Below are 14,045 nucleotides of genomic sequence, written 5' to 3'. Positions count from 1 at the left end.
ATTTTCGTCAACTTTGTGTCAATTCGCTTCGCTAAATATTGACTATAGCGAAAATGATATCAAAATAAGGGAAGAAAACATTATAAGGAGAAGAAAATGTTTAAAAGAGTTTCACTCTTTCTATTAACAAATATCCTAATCGTAGCAACGATTTCGATTGTCACAAGTTTACTTGGAGTAAAGCCTTATCTAACGGCCCAAGGAATTAACTACGAAAGTCTATTGATCTTCTGTTTGCTTTGGGGGATGGGTGGATCTTTTATTTCACTACTGATTTCAAAAATGATGGCGAAGATGGCCATGGGAGTTCAGATTGTTGAGCTAAATGGTCCCTATCATGAACTCGTTGCAACTGTTCATAGACTTGCTAAAAAGGCCGGCATTACAAAAATGCCAGAGGTTGGAATTTACAACTCTCCAGAAGTTAACGCTTTTGCAACTGGACCATCAAAGAATAATTCACTTGTTGCTGTATCGACTGGTTTACTTGAGCAAATGAATCAAGATGAGGTTGAAGGTGTACTCGCACACGAAGTTGCTCACGCGGCCAATGGAGACATGGTAACGATGACTCTCGTTCAGGGTGTCGTGAACGCCTTTGTGATGTTCTTTTCACGTGTCATCACTTTTGCGATCTCCCAAGCATTAAAAGATGAAGAGGGGCGTGGTGGCCTTGGCTTTTTTGCACAGACGGCCGTTATTTTTGTTCTCGATATTCTTTTTACGATTCTATCAAAGCCCATTGTTATGTGGTTTAGCCGTTATAGAGAGTATAAGGCCGATGCAGGTGGAGCAGAGCTTGCTGGAAAGCAAAAGATGATTGCAGCTCTAGAAAGTCTTGTTCGTTATCAAGATCGAATCATGACAGATGATTCAAATATGGGAACGTTGAAAATTGCTGATAAACAATCGATTATGGCGCTCTTTTCTTCACACCCACCGCTTGAGAAAAGAATTCAGGCCCTTAAAACTTCAAACTAATAAAAGAAAAGGAGATCAGTTGATCTCCTTTTTTATAACTTCATTTTAACTTCGCTATATTCTCGAATTAAATTTTCCACTAGCTCAAGGCACGTTGGGATATCTTTTAAAAGAGCACTTACTTGACCAATTTCAAGTTCTCCCTCTTCGAGATCTCCTTCAAGCATTCCCTTTTTTGCTCTTCCTTTTCCAAGAAGTGTAATCATCTCTTCTTTCGTTGCACAGCGCCTTTCAAGCTCTTGCACTTGATTGAAAAAGTGATTTTTCATCAAGCGTACAGGCACGAGGTCTTTCATGGTTAAAAGAGTTTCACCACTTGTTGCTTCGAGAATTTTCTTTTTGAAATTATCGTGAGCACTAGATTCTTTTGTTAAGGCAAAGCGAGTCCCTAGTTGAACAGCACTTGCTCCGAGGCAAAAGGCCGCGGCTATTTGTCTTCCATCTCCGATTCCTCCAGCTGCGATAACGGGAATCGATAGGGCATCAACGACTTGGGGAATAAGGCACATGGTTGTGATTTCATCGCGTCCATTGTGTCCTCCGGCCTCAAATCCTTCTGCTACAACAGCATCAACTCCGGCCGCTTCACACTTGATGGCAAGCTCAGGAGAACTTGTCACATGAACAACAGTGGCCCCGTGATCTTTTAAGTACTGCGTGTATTTTTTAGGGGAGCCAGCACTTGTAAAAAAGATTCTAATTCCCTCTTTTAAAGAGACATCAATTTGCTCTTTAGAGAGATGGTAAAGAAGGGGAACATTGACTGCAAGGGGTTTGTCTGTCAGCGACTTTGCTTTTTTTATATGGGCCTCTAAGAGCTCAGGCTTCATTGATCCTGCACCAATGATACCAAGACATCCTGCATTTGATGCTGCTGCCGCAAGCTTCGCTCCTGATACCCAAACCATACCGGCCTGAATAATAGGATATTCAATATCAAAGAGCTTACAAAGAGGTGAGTTTGGAAATGGTGATGTCATGATTGCTCGCTTTGGTTTTATGAATTTTTAATGGTCTTCTCTAGAGCATGAATAATATCTTTCATATTGTCTAGATCATACTTTTCCTTAAGGATATCGACAATAGGTCTTGGCTTTCGACCACTGTCTTTAAAAGAAAGAAGTTCATTTGTAAATTCAACGGCGACAATGAAAATCAAAGAGAGTTTTGGAAATTCTCCCTTGTTATTAACGGCAAAGCCTTTTCCATTCGAAGTACCATGATGGTTTTTAATTATGGTATCAACATCTAAAGGCGCCTCAGGGTGCTTTCTAATGATGAGGGCGCCATCTTGAGCGTGATTAAAAACAAGGTCCCAAAGATCACTTGTCATCTCTGCTTTTTCTAGCTCTTCGTAAGAGCTAATTTTAGCTAGCTCAGGGTGCTCGGTAAGAGAGATGTCTTTAAAAAACGATGCATAGGCAAGAGTTTCATGGAGCTCTCTTTTATCAAGTCCTAAGTTAACAAGGATTTCACTGGCTACAATCGAGCACATATGGGCGTGGCGATAAAGATATCCTGTTTTAGAATTTATCACTTTAAAAAGAAGAGGTGACATCTCAGGGTTTTCTTTAAAGGTATCAACCATGGAATTAACAATACTTTCAGTTAACTGAACTGTGGCACTGTTAAATCCCATTTTATATATTTCATTTAAGGCGACGTGAAAACTGTCGGACATGATTTTAATTTTCTGATCAGTCGTTAAGCTCTTGTCGTTTAACTTACTGACCAGTTGATTTGAGACATAGTTAACAAAGCTATCTTCGTGCTCTTTTGATATGTAGAAGTTTTTAAGTCCCTGCTCAATATATTTATTCACGATATCTTTGCTATAGCTATCTTCTTCGTGGATGCGCTTAATGAATTGATATTCTCCTGGTGCTTTTTTTATGCGAATAAAAACATCGCAAAAAGAAGTATCAAGTCCAAGAAAGTACTTTACTGGAACGGGGATATAATCGGGAGTCATCTTCTTTTCAAGAGTCTCTTCTTTTACTCCAAGAGCGCTACAGGCTATTTTAATAACACTTTCCCAGTCTTTAGAGTCATCAATGACTTTGGCAATCTCTTCAAGTCCAGGGTAGTTGGGAGCAACTTCACCAAGAAAAACCAAAGGTATTTCTAAGCGGTTATCAATTATATAATCGGTAATTGCGTGGGCGACATTATCACTGTCAATATTAGATTTCGCAATAATAAGATCAACTGTTGGCAAGAGGTTTAAAAGATCGATAGCATCGGCACTATTTTCGCGTGGAATGACATCTGCTCCTGCATAGGATTTCAAATTGAGCGTGATTAGATCAAGCATGGTTTGATTATCTTCAATAACTACCACTTGCGCCATGGTGATTTCCTTTCTTTCTGTTTTTTTATTTATCGGATGCTTTTTAAATGATTTTAGCTAATTATCAGCTTGTTCTTTATTAAAAATGCTTTTTCTAAAGAAATAATTGGGAGTGTATTGAAATCAGTAAGACTCATACTTAAAAGATGGGTTTATCTCGTGGCAAAATTTCTGGCCAAAAGACCTAAGTGTCTTTAATTCAGAGGATCTTGTTTAAAAAGATGGCCGAGTTGTTATGCTAGATCTCGATCAACAAGAGCACACACAGGAGAGCGCTCAAGACTAGAAAGAACATCTTCATCACTAACTCCTTCTAAAGTCGCTAGAGTCGCGACCTTCTTTGCACCAAATCCCTCTCTATTTTGAACATGAAAGCCCGCTTGAATAAGAGATTTCCTAATTCTCTTGGCCGAAGAATAGGTACTGAGAACAACCTTTGAATGAGAGATCTCTTTAAGAGTTAAAAACCACTCGACAGTCCAGAGGGCCGGATTTTTCTTAGGACTGAAGGCATCTTGATAAATTGCTTTAACAGCAGAGAAATGCCCCTTTTTAAAGGCCTTAATCGTCGTCTCTCTGGCATCGCCAATAAGAATGATGAAATTAAGCTTCTCATTAAGGTATTGAAAGTAGCAAAGATCATCTTGCTCTAGGTATTGGAGCTTTTGAAAATATTCGCTCTCTTTAAAGGTTTCTTTGGCAAATTCAACGAGGGCCTTATCAAGCTCTGTTGAAACAAAGGTTAGAGGAGCTTTTTTGTGATTTAACCAGTAATCAATGGTAATCTTTGGTCCAATTCCAAGTCCTAGACCTACTTCAAAGACAGTCAGTTCTTCGCCTGAGCGAATCGATTGATCGACAAGACATCCCTCAAGGTAGTTATACTGAGTTTCCATGGCCGCTCCAGAAAGGGAGTGGCAATTTTCATCAAAATAAGCAGAGTGAAGGGTGATACTCCCATCCTCAGTAGTGACAACGTCATAGGCTCCAAGTTCTCCTTGGAAGCTAGAGCATTTATTGGCCTTTAATTCATCCATAGTTATCAATTAACAGGTAAAAAAGTTCTTTACCATAAAAAAAACAAGGGCCTACTTAAGTTTTTTGATTATCTGACCGTAAAGCTAGGTGATGAAAGGATTTTATTTGATCCCTCTATTCATTTTACTTGCCTGTGGAAGGCAAAATGCAGGTAGCAGCGACTACCAAAAGGCCGTTGTTGGTCAAGGCTTCGCTCTATCTGATGAGTACTCTGATAAAGAGCGCTCAATTATTGATCGCCTGTGCACAAGCTATCGCAATAAGCGCATTCAATTTCAATCTCTTCAAGAAACGAAGAAGCTTGATGTTAAATTTGAAGATAAGCAATGTGATAATGTTCAAAAAACAAAAATCTATAATGCCGAACTAACTCTTAAACAATTACTGGCCTCAGGTCCGATGTATTTTGATGGGAGTGTTCCGGTTTCTTATTTCTCTATTGTTCAAACAGATAAGCACGGAGAGGCCAAAGATATTTGCGAGGCCGTACTCTCTGATAAATTGCCAAAGAAAGTGATCACTGAAAGAGAACAGATTACGATGTATCAATTTCTTCGTTCAAATGAATACGATGGAGTCGATGTCATTAGAAAGATTATAGGAGCTCAAGATAGTGCCACTGGTGAGCTTATTGGCGAGAAGATTATCGATGTTAAAGTCAAAACGGATTCCCAGTCTGGTCACACCATTGGTCTTGTGATGGAAATTTATAAGCAAGAACAGTGTCAGGAATTCCCAGAAAAGATGCTTAGCTTTAAACAACTTACAATGAAAGAAAAATAAAAAGGCCCAAGTTAAAGGGCCTTTTTTATTTTATCGAATATCCCAATCACAATAAATGGCTTCGAGTCTTGGGCGAATGAGTTTTTCATATCGCTGATAGAGATCGAATCTCGACTCGTCTTTTTTAGCATGTTCGCAGAGTACTCTCAATGTTTCCATATATGAAAGCGCCTGACACAGGGTCTCTGCGTGAGACATAAGACCGTTGAGTTTTTCTTCGTTGGCCCACGCCTTTGGATTTAAAAGATCAGTCGCTAACTCTGGCCTAAGGCATTTAACAAGCAGAGCAATCATATTCTTTTTAAAGCGAAAGTGGACTTTTTTAAAGGCGATAGAGCATTCGCCGGCATCACTTAGTAGCTCTGTTGTTGGATGCTTAAAGAGAACATTACTAAAAAATCTCTTTGGATCTTTCATGGCGTATTTAACAACATCTTTTAAGGCCATTAGAGCTTGTATCTGGCTTGTTCCTTCATAAAGAAGTGGACCAAAGGAGTCGCGGTGAAACCTTTCGACTGGATATTCTTTCATAAATCCATATCCACCCAGAACTTGAACGGCCTTTGTCGTTAAGTTCGTTGCGGCCTCACAGGCATAGTATTTGACAAGGGGAGTTCTCTTTCGCGTCCACAGGTTCGCTTCACTATAGAGGTTCTCTTCTTCTTTTGTTAAATCCTGAGATTGATTCTTTTTGAGATCGAGCTTTTGAAAGATGTCAAAGTGGGAGATCGTATCAACAAGAAGTGCGCGAATAGCATCTCTTTCTGTTTCGAAGTCTTCCAGATTTCTACGCATAAGAGGTAAATCAGAAATAGGGCGATCAAATTGCACGCGCTCATCGGCATAAGTTCTCGCATAGCCAATTGAGGCCTCAATTAAACCAAGGGCCTGCATACCAACGGCAATACGCGCTTCGTTCATAAGATGAAGCATATACTTGAAACCTTCACCTGGGTCGCCAACGAGGTGGGACTTTGAGTTTTCATAGACAATTTCACAAGTAAATGAGCCATGCATCCCAAGCTTATGCTCATTTTTAGCGACAATATAATTTGGTTCATCTTTTCCTTCGACATCTTGTTCACAAAGAAAAAGAGAGATTCCCTTTAGCCCCTCTGGTGCGTCTTTAATACGAGCAAGAACAAAGCTAACGCCACCACCACCATTTGTGATGAAGATTTTATTTCCATTTAATAAGTAGCTTCCATCCTCACAAGGGGTGGCAGAGGTTTTAATCATACCAAGATCTGATCCACACCCTGGTTCCGTTAAGTTCATGGATCCACTTAACTTTCCTTCAATAATCTTTGGAACAATTCTCATGGCCGTTTCTTCGTCTGTGTAGCGGTGAACCATTTCAGCTATTGAAGTAAAAAAAGCAACCTGAGTTGATGAAGAAAGACAAGCGCGTGAAAGTTGCTCTAAGAGAATCATCAGGAGAACACTTGGAGTTTCAAGCCCTCCAAACTTTCTTGGAAGAGGCAGACCAAAGACCTGAAGTTCACTCGCTTCTTTGTAGAGTTCACTCAAGGCTTCACCCGGAATTGTTCTACCATTTTCAATAGAGCCAGGGCCTTGTTCATCTAATTTCATTGAGCGTTCGGCAACAGAAGTCGCGGCCCAGTGACCAGTTGAAGTGAGAAGTTCTTTAAAAAAATCTAGAACTTCTTCTTTATTTTCTAACCCATCTTCTGTTGGAAAACTTGGGTAGTAGAGATTTATAATGGCATCCCAATCGATTCCATTTTCAAATAACCATAACCATTCTTTTTCGTTATCAAAGTAATTCATCGTGAATCAACCCTCGTTAAGGCCATGAAGGCGGTTGTGTTTATCACCATATTTTAAGGAGTTAGTGGATTTTTGTACAGACTTATCGGCGACTTTGTATGACTGGGGAGTCATATGAAATAAAGTGGTGCCGACAGAAGTAGTCGCCTTTTATTTCATAAAGCTTAAAATAGGGGGAAATTTTAGTTTTTCACGGTTTTACCCGATAATAAGACTATGAATTCTAAGATCTTTTTAACATTTATCTCACTACAGACCCTCCTTATCACAAGTTCTTTTGCGAGCAATGAATCTCGTGCAATCGAATCGCAAAAGGAGAGTTCCGATATTCTTTCAAAGGCCATGGAAGTTCCTGGTGTAAGTGAGCAAGTTAAGAAGTGCCAATCAAATAATGTGGCAAAAGAAAATCTTTCGAGTTGTGTTTGGGGAGGACTTTCTTCTGAACAGCAAAAACAGGTTCAGCAGGTTGTTAACAAGACAAAAGATGGAAAGAGTCTCGAAGGAAAGTATGAATCCGTTTACACGGGATCAGATAATAATAAACAGAGTAAAGGAATTAAAAAGCTTGAAGATTATCTCTACAATAAATTAGCAAGTGTTCTTTTTGAAGAGACAAGAAAGGATAGCTCTTTCTTTAAAAATAAACTCGTTGATGAAGGTGTCTTCTATGATCTCTACGAGACTCAGGTTGGGAAAAATATTGTCTCAGCTTTCTCTTCTTATTGTATGGATGCTCACGCAGGCAATGATTACGCAATAAAAAAAGATGAAGTTTATAGAAAAGAAAATCGTGAAAAGAATATTAAATCACTTGGAAACTTCGATGCTAGTTCAAGAAATTCTTGGAATGATTGTATCGTTAAGGTTCCTAAGATCTGTCACGATAAAAACTTAATCTCTGAAGTTCAAAATAGTAAAGACGCCGATGAAGTGACAAGTGAAGATATTGACTACACTCAAGTTCGCGCCTGTGAGGTCGTTAATTATGTGAAGACGGCAAAGCAAAACCTCTTGGCCATCACAAAGGTTAAAGATTCCATAAAAGATCTTAAAGTCGCGAGTAAAGATAGAAAGTCAGCAACTCCTTTTTATGAATCAAAGGGAAAAGATAAAACCATCGATGATCTAACAACGGTGACTTCTGGTGAATTTGTCAATGAAACAAAGTATAACGACGCTCAATTAGAAGATGCTAAGATTCTTGAAGAGTGCCAAAAGACAGGTCAGATAACTCCTGAGTGTGAGGCCTTTTTAAGTGATGCAGGTGAAAATGAAGAGCAGCTTATCGAGCAAGGTCTTCGCGCCGAGGCCTTAAAAAATAAACTCATTACAGATCTAGAAGAAAATCCAGAAAAGGGTTTAGAGCAATATTTTAAAGACCAAGGGTATTCAGAAGAAAAAATTAAGGAGCTTCTCGCTGGTGATGTCGACGCGTTAAAAGACATGATTAAAAAGAGATACGAAACTGAAAAAGATGCCCTTGTTAAATCACTTGCCATGCAATTAGAGAAAAATCAAAAATCAAAAAGTGATGATGAATCGACGGCCAAGGCCGAAAATGAAAGAAAGCTCGATGCCATTCAAAAAGAGCTCACAAGTAAAACAAGTGATTACGCTCAACTTATCCATTTTAGTAATATTGTGACAGGCTATCTCGAAGTTGGGGGAGACTCTAACTCTAGTGGTGGTGCCAGACAGCCTGGTTCTGCTAAAACGAGTGTTAACACTTATTCTATTAGTAAGGAGCTAGACAATAGTGCCTTTACTGAAGAAGGGTTAAAAAAGGCGCAGCAAGCGGGGATTGATATCGCTAGTGGAAGTGGGATTAAAAGAGATGAGGCCGTTAAGCGTCTTGCAGAGGGTGGAATTGAAGTTAAGGATTCTCCTGATGATGCCGGTTCAAAGACACTTCAGGTTCAAGAAATTAATGATGTTATCGAATATGATATTCACGACCGTGAAACAGATTAAAAAAGGCCACATATTCTGTGGCCTTTTCTTTTTATCATTTTAGTACCATTGCTTACATCTAGTCTTTGGACCAGTAACTTCTCCCCAACGAACTTCTAGAGAATCGTTAGGATGCGAAGAGAGTTTTCCTCTTCTAAGTCTTGTAAAAAGAGTTGCTAGATCAATCGTTGTCCCTTCTTTGTATTGAATTGGACAAGCAAAGAGAAGCGCTTCTTTTTGTTCTCTTGTTGGTTCGTACAATCTCTCTTGAGTTGTCGATTCATGCCAAAAGAGTGCATTGACGTGCTCGTATACTTTTGCATCGTAGAGCTCTCCCGCTCTATGAAGATCAAGGTATGTGCTCCAAAGCGTTTCGTAGGCATCTTTCAGGGCCTTATCTCTTGCAGGTGTTGAATAGGCATCGTAATCTGCATAATTCATACACTTACCACCAGTTGAAACGTGATGCTGATAACCTTGGTTAACATATTCAATACGTGACTGAGCTTCAGTACATACGTTATTAAATACTCTTGTTAGTAGTGCTGAGTCATCTTCATCAACAGTTTTTAACGTATTTTTAACGTGCTTGAAAAAGCCTCTACCCATTTGTTTAACCATGGCGTACTGCTCAGTTGAGTAGTTTAGTTCGGCTGGAAACTCTGAAGGAGATGTTCCAAGAAGTCTTGGCCATTTGAATGCTCTAAATCCCCAGACATCGTGTGGAAGATTCACAAGGGGCTTTTCCTTTCTATAGTTAAGAGGAAGATTCTTTTTGCGAATGGCCTGTGTCGAATAGATGAGATCAAATGTTCCCGTCTGATTTACTTCTTTAATTGTATAAGCGTGACGGATCGTACTGCCAAAGCGAGCTCTAATTTTATAAGTATAGAGTTTTCCCGATGTCACAGAATCTATTTTAATTGGATAGGTATCGTGACGAGAGAGGTTTTCTGTTCCAACCATATCAGAAATATAGTTAAGGAAAGCTGTAACTCTCTTTGGTCCAGCAGGATATTTATCAAATTTATTGACTTCATTTGAAAACATCGCGTAGCGACCACGACTTCCCGTTGGGTTTTTTAGTGCAAAAGGAAGACCGTGCTTTGATGCGAAGATTGCTCTTAGAGCGTAGGCTGCATCAGCGCAGTCATATCTTCCGCCAAAATAAGGCGAAGATTTACTAACGAACATATCTTTATGGACTTCAGGACTTTCAATCCACTTAGAATAGAGATTTTCATATTCTTGATTCCACTGTGTTGTCGTTTGCCAAACTTTTGCTGTTACTGGAGCGCTAAGCCCGAGTAGAAGCGAAAGTGTGATAAGCTTTTTCATAATAGTTCTCCTTGGTGGCCGTAAAAATTACGTATCCACAGGGGAACGTCAATGAATTTTATACATACTTCACAAAAGTTGTGAATAATTACAACGGCAGCGCAGCAAAATAGGTGTAAGAAAATGTTGTTATAATTCCGATAGGTTAGTCATGGAAAAAATAAAGTTTATCGTTTTATCAATAATTTTAACTCTTTTCTCTTTCAACCAAGCTTTGGGGGCCATCAGTCTTGCCTTTTGTGAAAAAGAGGCCGTTTCAGTTTTTAAAAATCAATTAAGTGATAAGCAAAAAGAGAAATTACTCTCGCGCCAATTTCATTTAACACTTCTAAAAATTGCGACTCTTCAAAATAAAGAAGCTCTTCCAACTATGGAGAGTTATTCAAAACAATTTTTTAATGATCTTAGTGATGATGAAAAATCATCTCTGAGTCAGCTTGTAAAAAACTACAAGCAAAGTGCTTATTTAAAAGATTTAGAAACAATCGAAGAAACGATGGTTAAGGCCAGCTATTGGGAACGTTACGAAAGATTTTCAAACCGTGAAGCTTCGGCCTTTGTTCTCGCTCATAAAGTTATGGCCAAGGATTCTCCTTTTGATGAAAGGGATGTTGCCATTCTTTGGTTTGCCTCTCTTGCCTCTGATCTCGCGATAGACGTTGATGGCGAGTTCTCAGCTCTTTATAACCGTTCAAATGTTTCATCGCAAATTATCCAGTACACAGGGGCAATGAAAGGGAAAAGACCACTAACAGTTAATGAGATTAAGAGACTCGTTGATAAAAACGCAAAAGACTACAATCTCGTTCTCGATGAAATAAAAGAAAAATTACAAATTCATTTAAGGGCCGTTGGTTGTCTTAAAGGAAATGAATTTGCTGGAACTTGCCGCTACAATAACGATCAGGCCCATCAATTCTTTTCTCGCTGGCTCGATGGCCTTAAAGACGAAATTAGCCTAGACGAACTTTCTGGCATTAGTTTTGAAGATGATCTCTCTTTGCGCTATCGCGGTAAGGCCATTTTTAAATTTCAAGGAAACCGTGATTCTCGTGTAGAAAATCCAAAATCAGATCAAGAGCAAGAGTATCAAATCATGGAATGGCCCTATCTCTCTGATAGTGAGGGCATGATTAAAACGAGTGAGATTCTCGCTCTCCAAGAAGAGATTAACGATATTCCCGATGAGCTAGAAAAGATCAAAACTTTTCACAGGCACAGTGATCGTACGCGCTATGGGGTTGTTGATAAAGAAAAGGGTCTTATCTCTGTTTATGATAATACGGGAAGATTAGTTGAATCGGCGAGTTTTGAAAGTGAAAAAGATGATCTTCTCTACAGTGGTGGGGCCGGTGTTTTTCAATTTTTAAAAAGAGGAAAGCATGGAGAGCTCTTTACCCAGGCAAAAAGAGATCAGAAAATTCGCCCTTTTGGTGTGGATATCCATCTTGGACTAGAGCGCGGTGATCCCGTTTATGTTCTACCGACAGATAAGAGTAATACCTTTGTTGCTAAAGAAGGAGAACTTCGTTTTACAACAAAAGCATCCAAGAAAAATTATCAGGCCTATAACTACTCTCCAAGAAAAGTTGAGTATAGAGAGATTAAAATTGCAATTAGTGACAGTGATTTAAGATCCCTTGTCTACCAAAGTCCTCCTCGAAATGGAGAGAAGTACCGTGAAGCTCACGCCGTTTATAAGGCAAAAAAAGAAAAGGAAGAGTTCTTTCTAAGAGAATTTTTAGACACTCTTGAAAGTGAAAAAGAAAATCTCATGAAACTCTATAACTTAGAAAATGATGAGTACAACATGCTCGTAAAATTTTCTTTTGGAGTAATGCAACCTGAAACAAAAATGGGAACTCACCCAAGATATAAAATTAAAGAGGATTTTCCATTTCTCATTTCGCTCGTTAAGAAATTAAAGGGAAATAATAGTCCAAATTCAAGAGGGCCTTCACAGATTAAAATCATCCCTAATAAGATTGTTGAAAAATACAAAATTGAAAAGGGCGATCTACAAGAAGCTAGACCAGCGGCCCTTGCCACCCTTGGCTTTGCAGCAGACCTCTTATCCGATCTTAAGCGCATCGAAAAGAATCATCCTGAAATCGATATCGATAATCGTCTGGATTATCTCTATTACTTATTTCGAGGAAAACGAGGTGAAATCACCAAGGCCACGGCAACTCCTGATCTCAATCGAAATGTTCGACAGATCAAAGGTGTCTCAAAAATGATTACGATTTATCAAGAAGAAAAGGAATAAAAAAAAGGGCCATTAGAAGGCCCTTTATTTTTAATCTCTAACAGAAAGTTTCCCACCACCAGTGAAAATCAAAGCGATAAAGACAAAGAGATACATGAAGGCAAGCTCTTTTGCTTTATAAGGATCGGCACCGTGAACGAGAAAGGCCGCAACAACCATTGTCATGGCCGCTGGAATCGCTGCAAATCTTGTTTTAATCCCAAGAATAATCATAGCAGGACAAACCACTTCACCAAAAATAGCAAGCCCAAGAGAAACACTTCCTCCTAGAAATCCTACTGGATCAGGAAATTTTGGGGCGATCGTGCTAAAGTTTTGTAATTTAGGCAGGCCGTGGGCCAAAATCATTGATAGGGATACCGTCACTCTTAAAAATAGAAGTCCAATATTGACTCCATGACGTTGTAATGCTTCCATACATTGTCCTTTTGATTGTGTTAATCTTAACAGATGAAATATGATTGAAATTATAACATGAGTTCAATTTAACTGAAAAGAATTGGAAAAAATGAGCAAAAAGTCACGCCGTGAAACTAGAGAAAATCGTTGTAAAGTCTGTCGAGTAAATCAGAAGTTTTGCTTTTGTGATGACTTAACACCAATTCAAGCTCAAACACCTGTTCATATCATTATGCATGTTAATGAAAGATCTCTTACAAGTAATACGGCCTATCTTGCCGATCTACTTATGGATAAATGCCAAACCCATTTAAGAGGCATACAAGATGATCCCATCCTAGAGAGTGATCTTCTCGATCCAGCTTATCAACCGCTCTATCTCTTTCCAGATGAAGATGCAAAAGAGCTTTCAATAGAATTAATTGAAAGCTTTGATCGTCCTCTCTCTCTTATCGTTCCCGATGGATCGTGGAGACAGGCCAAGAAGTTTAAGTCGCGCATGCCGTTTCTAAAAGATGTGCCCTCTGTAACAATTCCCTTTAGCGGAGAGAGTCAGTATCGTCTTAGAAAATCTCCTTTTAAAGAAGCTGTTTGTACTTATGAGGCCATTGCAAGGGCCCTTGGTATCATTGAGGGGCAAAACTTAAGAGAGCGCCTAGAAGTTCCCTTTATGTCGATGGTAAAGAATCACTTTTACGCACGTTATGGTCGCGTTGCCTATGAGGAAGCATTTGACTCAAAAAAAGAGTGAAGGTATCCTTGATCTTGCTATGATGAGAATTTTACTTTGTCTTCTATTCATTTTTTCTTTTAGCTACGACACTGTGGCAAAAGAGCTCTTTCACGACGATCACTGTCAAGATGTGAGTGAAGTGAATATTTCGGCCAGTGGCGATTGCCATGACAATCAGGCCCACGAAGACCATTCCACTCATTGTCATACTTGTGGTGTGAGCTGTCTTCGCCACTTAAGCGACAACCGAATGATCAATCACAAACTTATCGATGAGAGCAAAGAGCAGAACAATAGCTTCTTCTATCTCAATCTCTATAAAAATCCCTACATTCTCTCTCTCAGTCCGCCACCCATGGCCTAGTCTCCTGACATTTATTTGCATGTAAATTGATTCTATTATCACAAAGGAG

General features: G+C 39.2%; 12 protein-coding genes. 6 read left to right on the top strand and 6 right to left on the bottom strand.

Features of this window, described 5'->3' with window-relative positions:
* Positions 1–96: 96 nt before the first annotated feature.
* Complete coding sequence (gene htpX, locus HBN50_RS07315) at positions 97–981, top strand: protease HtpX (RefSeq protein ID WP_273868962.1); 885 nt, start codon at positions 97–99, stop codon at positions 979–981.
* A 32-nt stretch (positions 982–1,013) separates the two neighbouring features.
* Here htpX and HBN50_RS07310 read toward each other — a convergent pair whose 3' ends face one another.
* The 3 genes from HBN50_RS07310 to HBN50_RS07300 form a co-directional block, all read right to left on the bottom strand.
* On the bottom strand, positions 1,014–1,961 hold the full coding sequence (locus HBN50_RS07310) for an NAD(P)H-dependent flavin oxidoreductase (RefSeq protein ID WP_273868961.1): 948 nt from the start codon (positions 1,959–1,961) through the stop codon (positions 1,014–1,016).
* Positions 1,962–1,978: 17 nt separating this feature from the next.
* The gene (locus tag HBN50_RS07305) at positions 1,979–3,331 is read right to left on the bottom strand and encodes a hypothetical protein (protein ID WP_273868959.1); all 1,353 of its coding nucleotides are present in this window, start codon (positions 3,329–3,331) and stop codon (positions 1,979–1,981) included.
* A 233-nt stretch (positions 3,332–3,564) separates the two neighbouring features.
* A complete protein-coding gene (locus HBN50_RS07300) occupies positions 3,565–4,368 on the bottom strand; it encodes a tRNA (5-methylaminomethyl-2-thiouridine)(34)-methyltransferase MnmD (RefSeq protein WP_273868957.1) in 804 nt (267 codons plus the stop codon).
* A 106-nt stretch (positions 4,369–4,474) separates the two neighbouring features.
* Here HBN50_RS07300 and HBN50_RS07295 point away from each other — a divergent pair, with 106 nt between their 5' ends.
* Positions 4,475–5,152: a hypothetical protein gene (locus HBN50_RS07295; RefSeq protein WP_273868955.1), complete on the top strand. Its 678-nt coding sequence runs from the start codon at positions 4,475–4,477 to the stop codon at positions 5,150–5,152.
* Between the two features lie 30 nt (positions 5,153–5,182).
* Here HBN50_RS07295 and HBN50_RS07290 read toward each other — a convergent pair whose 3' ends face one another.
* Positions 5,183–6,943, bottom strand: coding sequence for an acyl-CoA dehydrogenase family protein (locus tag HBN50_RS07290; RefSeq protein ID WP_273868953.1), 1,761 nt, complete (start codon positions 6,941–6,943; stop codon positions 5,183–5,185).
* Positions 6,944–7,159: 216 nt separating this feature from the next.
* Here HBN50_RS07290 and HBN50_RS07285 point away from each other — a divergent pair, with 216 nt between their 5' ends.
* Positions 7,160–8,914, top strand: coding sequence for a hypothetical protein (locus tag HBN50_RS07285; protein WP_273868950.1), 1,755 nt, complete (start codon positions 7,160–7,162; stop codon positions 8,912–8,914).
* Between the two features lie 39 nt (positions 8,915–8,953).
* On the opposite strand, the gene HBN50_RS07280 is transcribed toward HBN50_RS07285, so the two are convergent.
* Positions 8,954–10,231 carry a hypothetical protein gene (locus HBN50_RS07280; protein WP_273868948.1) on the bottom strand — a complete coding sequence of 426 codons (1,278 nt, stop codon included), beginning with the start codon at positions 10,229–10,231 and terminating at the stop codon, positions 8,954–8,956.
* A gap of 151 nt (positions 10,232–10,382) precedes the next feature.
* Between HBN50_RS07280 and HBN50_RS07275 the strand changes: the two genes are divergently transcribed.
* A complete protein-coding gene (locus tag HBN50_RS07275) occupies positions 10,383–12,500 on the top strand; it encodes a hypothetical protein (RefSeq protein WP_273868947.1) in 2,118 nt (705 codons plus the stop codon).
* A 30-nt stretch (positions 12,501–12,530) separates the two neighbouring features.
* Here HBN50_RS07275 and HBN50_RS07270 read toward each other — a convergent pair whose 3' ends face one another.
* Positions 12,531–12,917 (bottom strand): DoxX family protein, encoded by a 387-nt coding sequence (locus HBN50_RS07270; protein WP_273868945.1) that lies wholly within the window; start codon positions 12,915–12,917, stop codon positions 12,531–12,533.
* A gap of 91 nt (positions 12,918–13,008) precedes the next feature.
* Between HBN50_RS07270 and HBN50_RS07265 the strand changes: the two genes are divergently transcribed.
* The gene (locus HBN50_RS07265; RefSeq protein ID WP_273868943.1) at positions 13,009–13,650 is read left to right on the top strand and encodes a tRNA-uridine aminocarboxypropyltransferase; all 642 of its coding nucleotides are present in this window, start codon (positions 13,009–13,011) and stop codon (positions 13,648–13,650) included.
* Positions 13,631–13,996: a hypothetical protein gene (locus tag HBN50_RS07260; protein ID WP_273868942.1), complete on the top strand. Its 366-nt coding sequence runs from the start codon at positions 13,631–13,633 to the stop codon at positions 13,994–13,996. The genes HBN50_RS07265 and HBN50_RS07260 overlap by 20 nt, the downstream gene beginning before the upstream one ends.
* Positions 13,997–14,045 lie beyond the last annotated feature (49 nt).

The sequence above is a fragment of the Halobacteriovorax sp. GB3 genome (assembly GCF_028649655.1).
GTDB lineage: Bacteria > Bdellovibrionota > Bacteriovoracia > Bacteriovoracales > Bacteriovoracaceae > BSW11-IV.
The sequence above is the reverse complement of the archived record's forward strand: the minus strand, read 5'-3'. Positions and strand labels throughout refer to the sequence as shown.

Coding starts and splice junctions, on each gene's coding strand:
- htpX (WP_273868962.1), top strand. CDS start 97: ATGTTTAAAAGAGTTTCACTCTTTCTATTAACAAATATCCTAATCGTA.
- HBN50_RS07310 (WP_273868961.1), bottom strand. CDS start 1,961: ATGACATCACCATTTCCAAACTCACCTCTTTGTAAGCTCTTTGATATT.
- HBN50_RS07305 (WP_273868959.1), bottom strand. CDS start 3,331: ATGGCGCAAGTGGTAGTTATTGAAGATAATCAAACCATGCTTGATCTA.
- HBN50_RS07300 (WP_273868957.1), bottom strand. CDS start 4,368: ATGGATGAATTAAAGGCCAATAAATGCTCTAGCTTCCAAGGAGAACTT.
- HBN50_RS07290 (WP_273868953.1), bottom strand. CDS start 6,943: ATGAATTACTTTGATAACGAAAAAGAATGGTTATGGTTATTTGAAAAT.
- HBN50_RS07285 (WP_273868950.1), top strand. CDS start 7,160: ATGAATTCTAAGATCTTTTTAACATTTATCTCACTACAGACCCTCCTT.
- HBN50_RS07280 (WP_273868948.1), bottom strand. CDS start 10,231: ATGAAAAAGCTTATCACACTTTCGCTTCTACTCGGGCTTAGCGCTCCA.
- HBN50_RS07275 (WP_273868947.1), top strand. CDS start 10,383: ATGGAAAAAATAAAGTTTATCGTTTTATCAATAATTTTAACTCTTTTC.
- HBN50_RS07270 (WP_273868945.1), bottom strand. CDS start 12,917: ATGGAAGCATTACAACGTCATGGAGTCAATATTGGACTTCTATTTTTA.
- HBN50_RS07265 (WP_273868943.1), top strand. CDS start 13,009: ATGAGCAAAAAGTCACGCCGTGAAACTAGAGAAAATCGTTGTAAAGTC.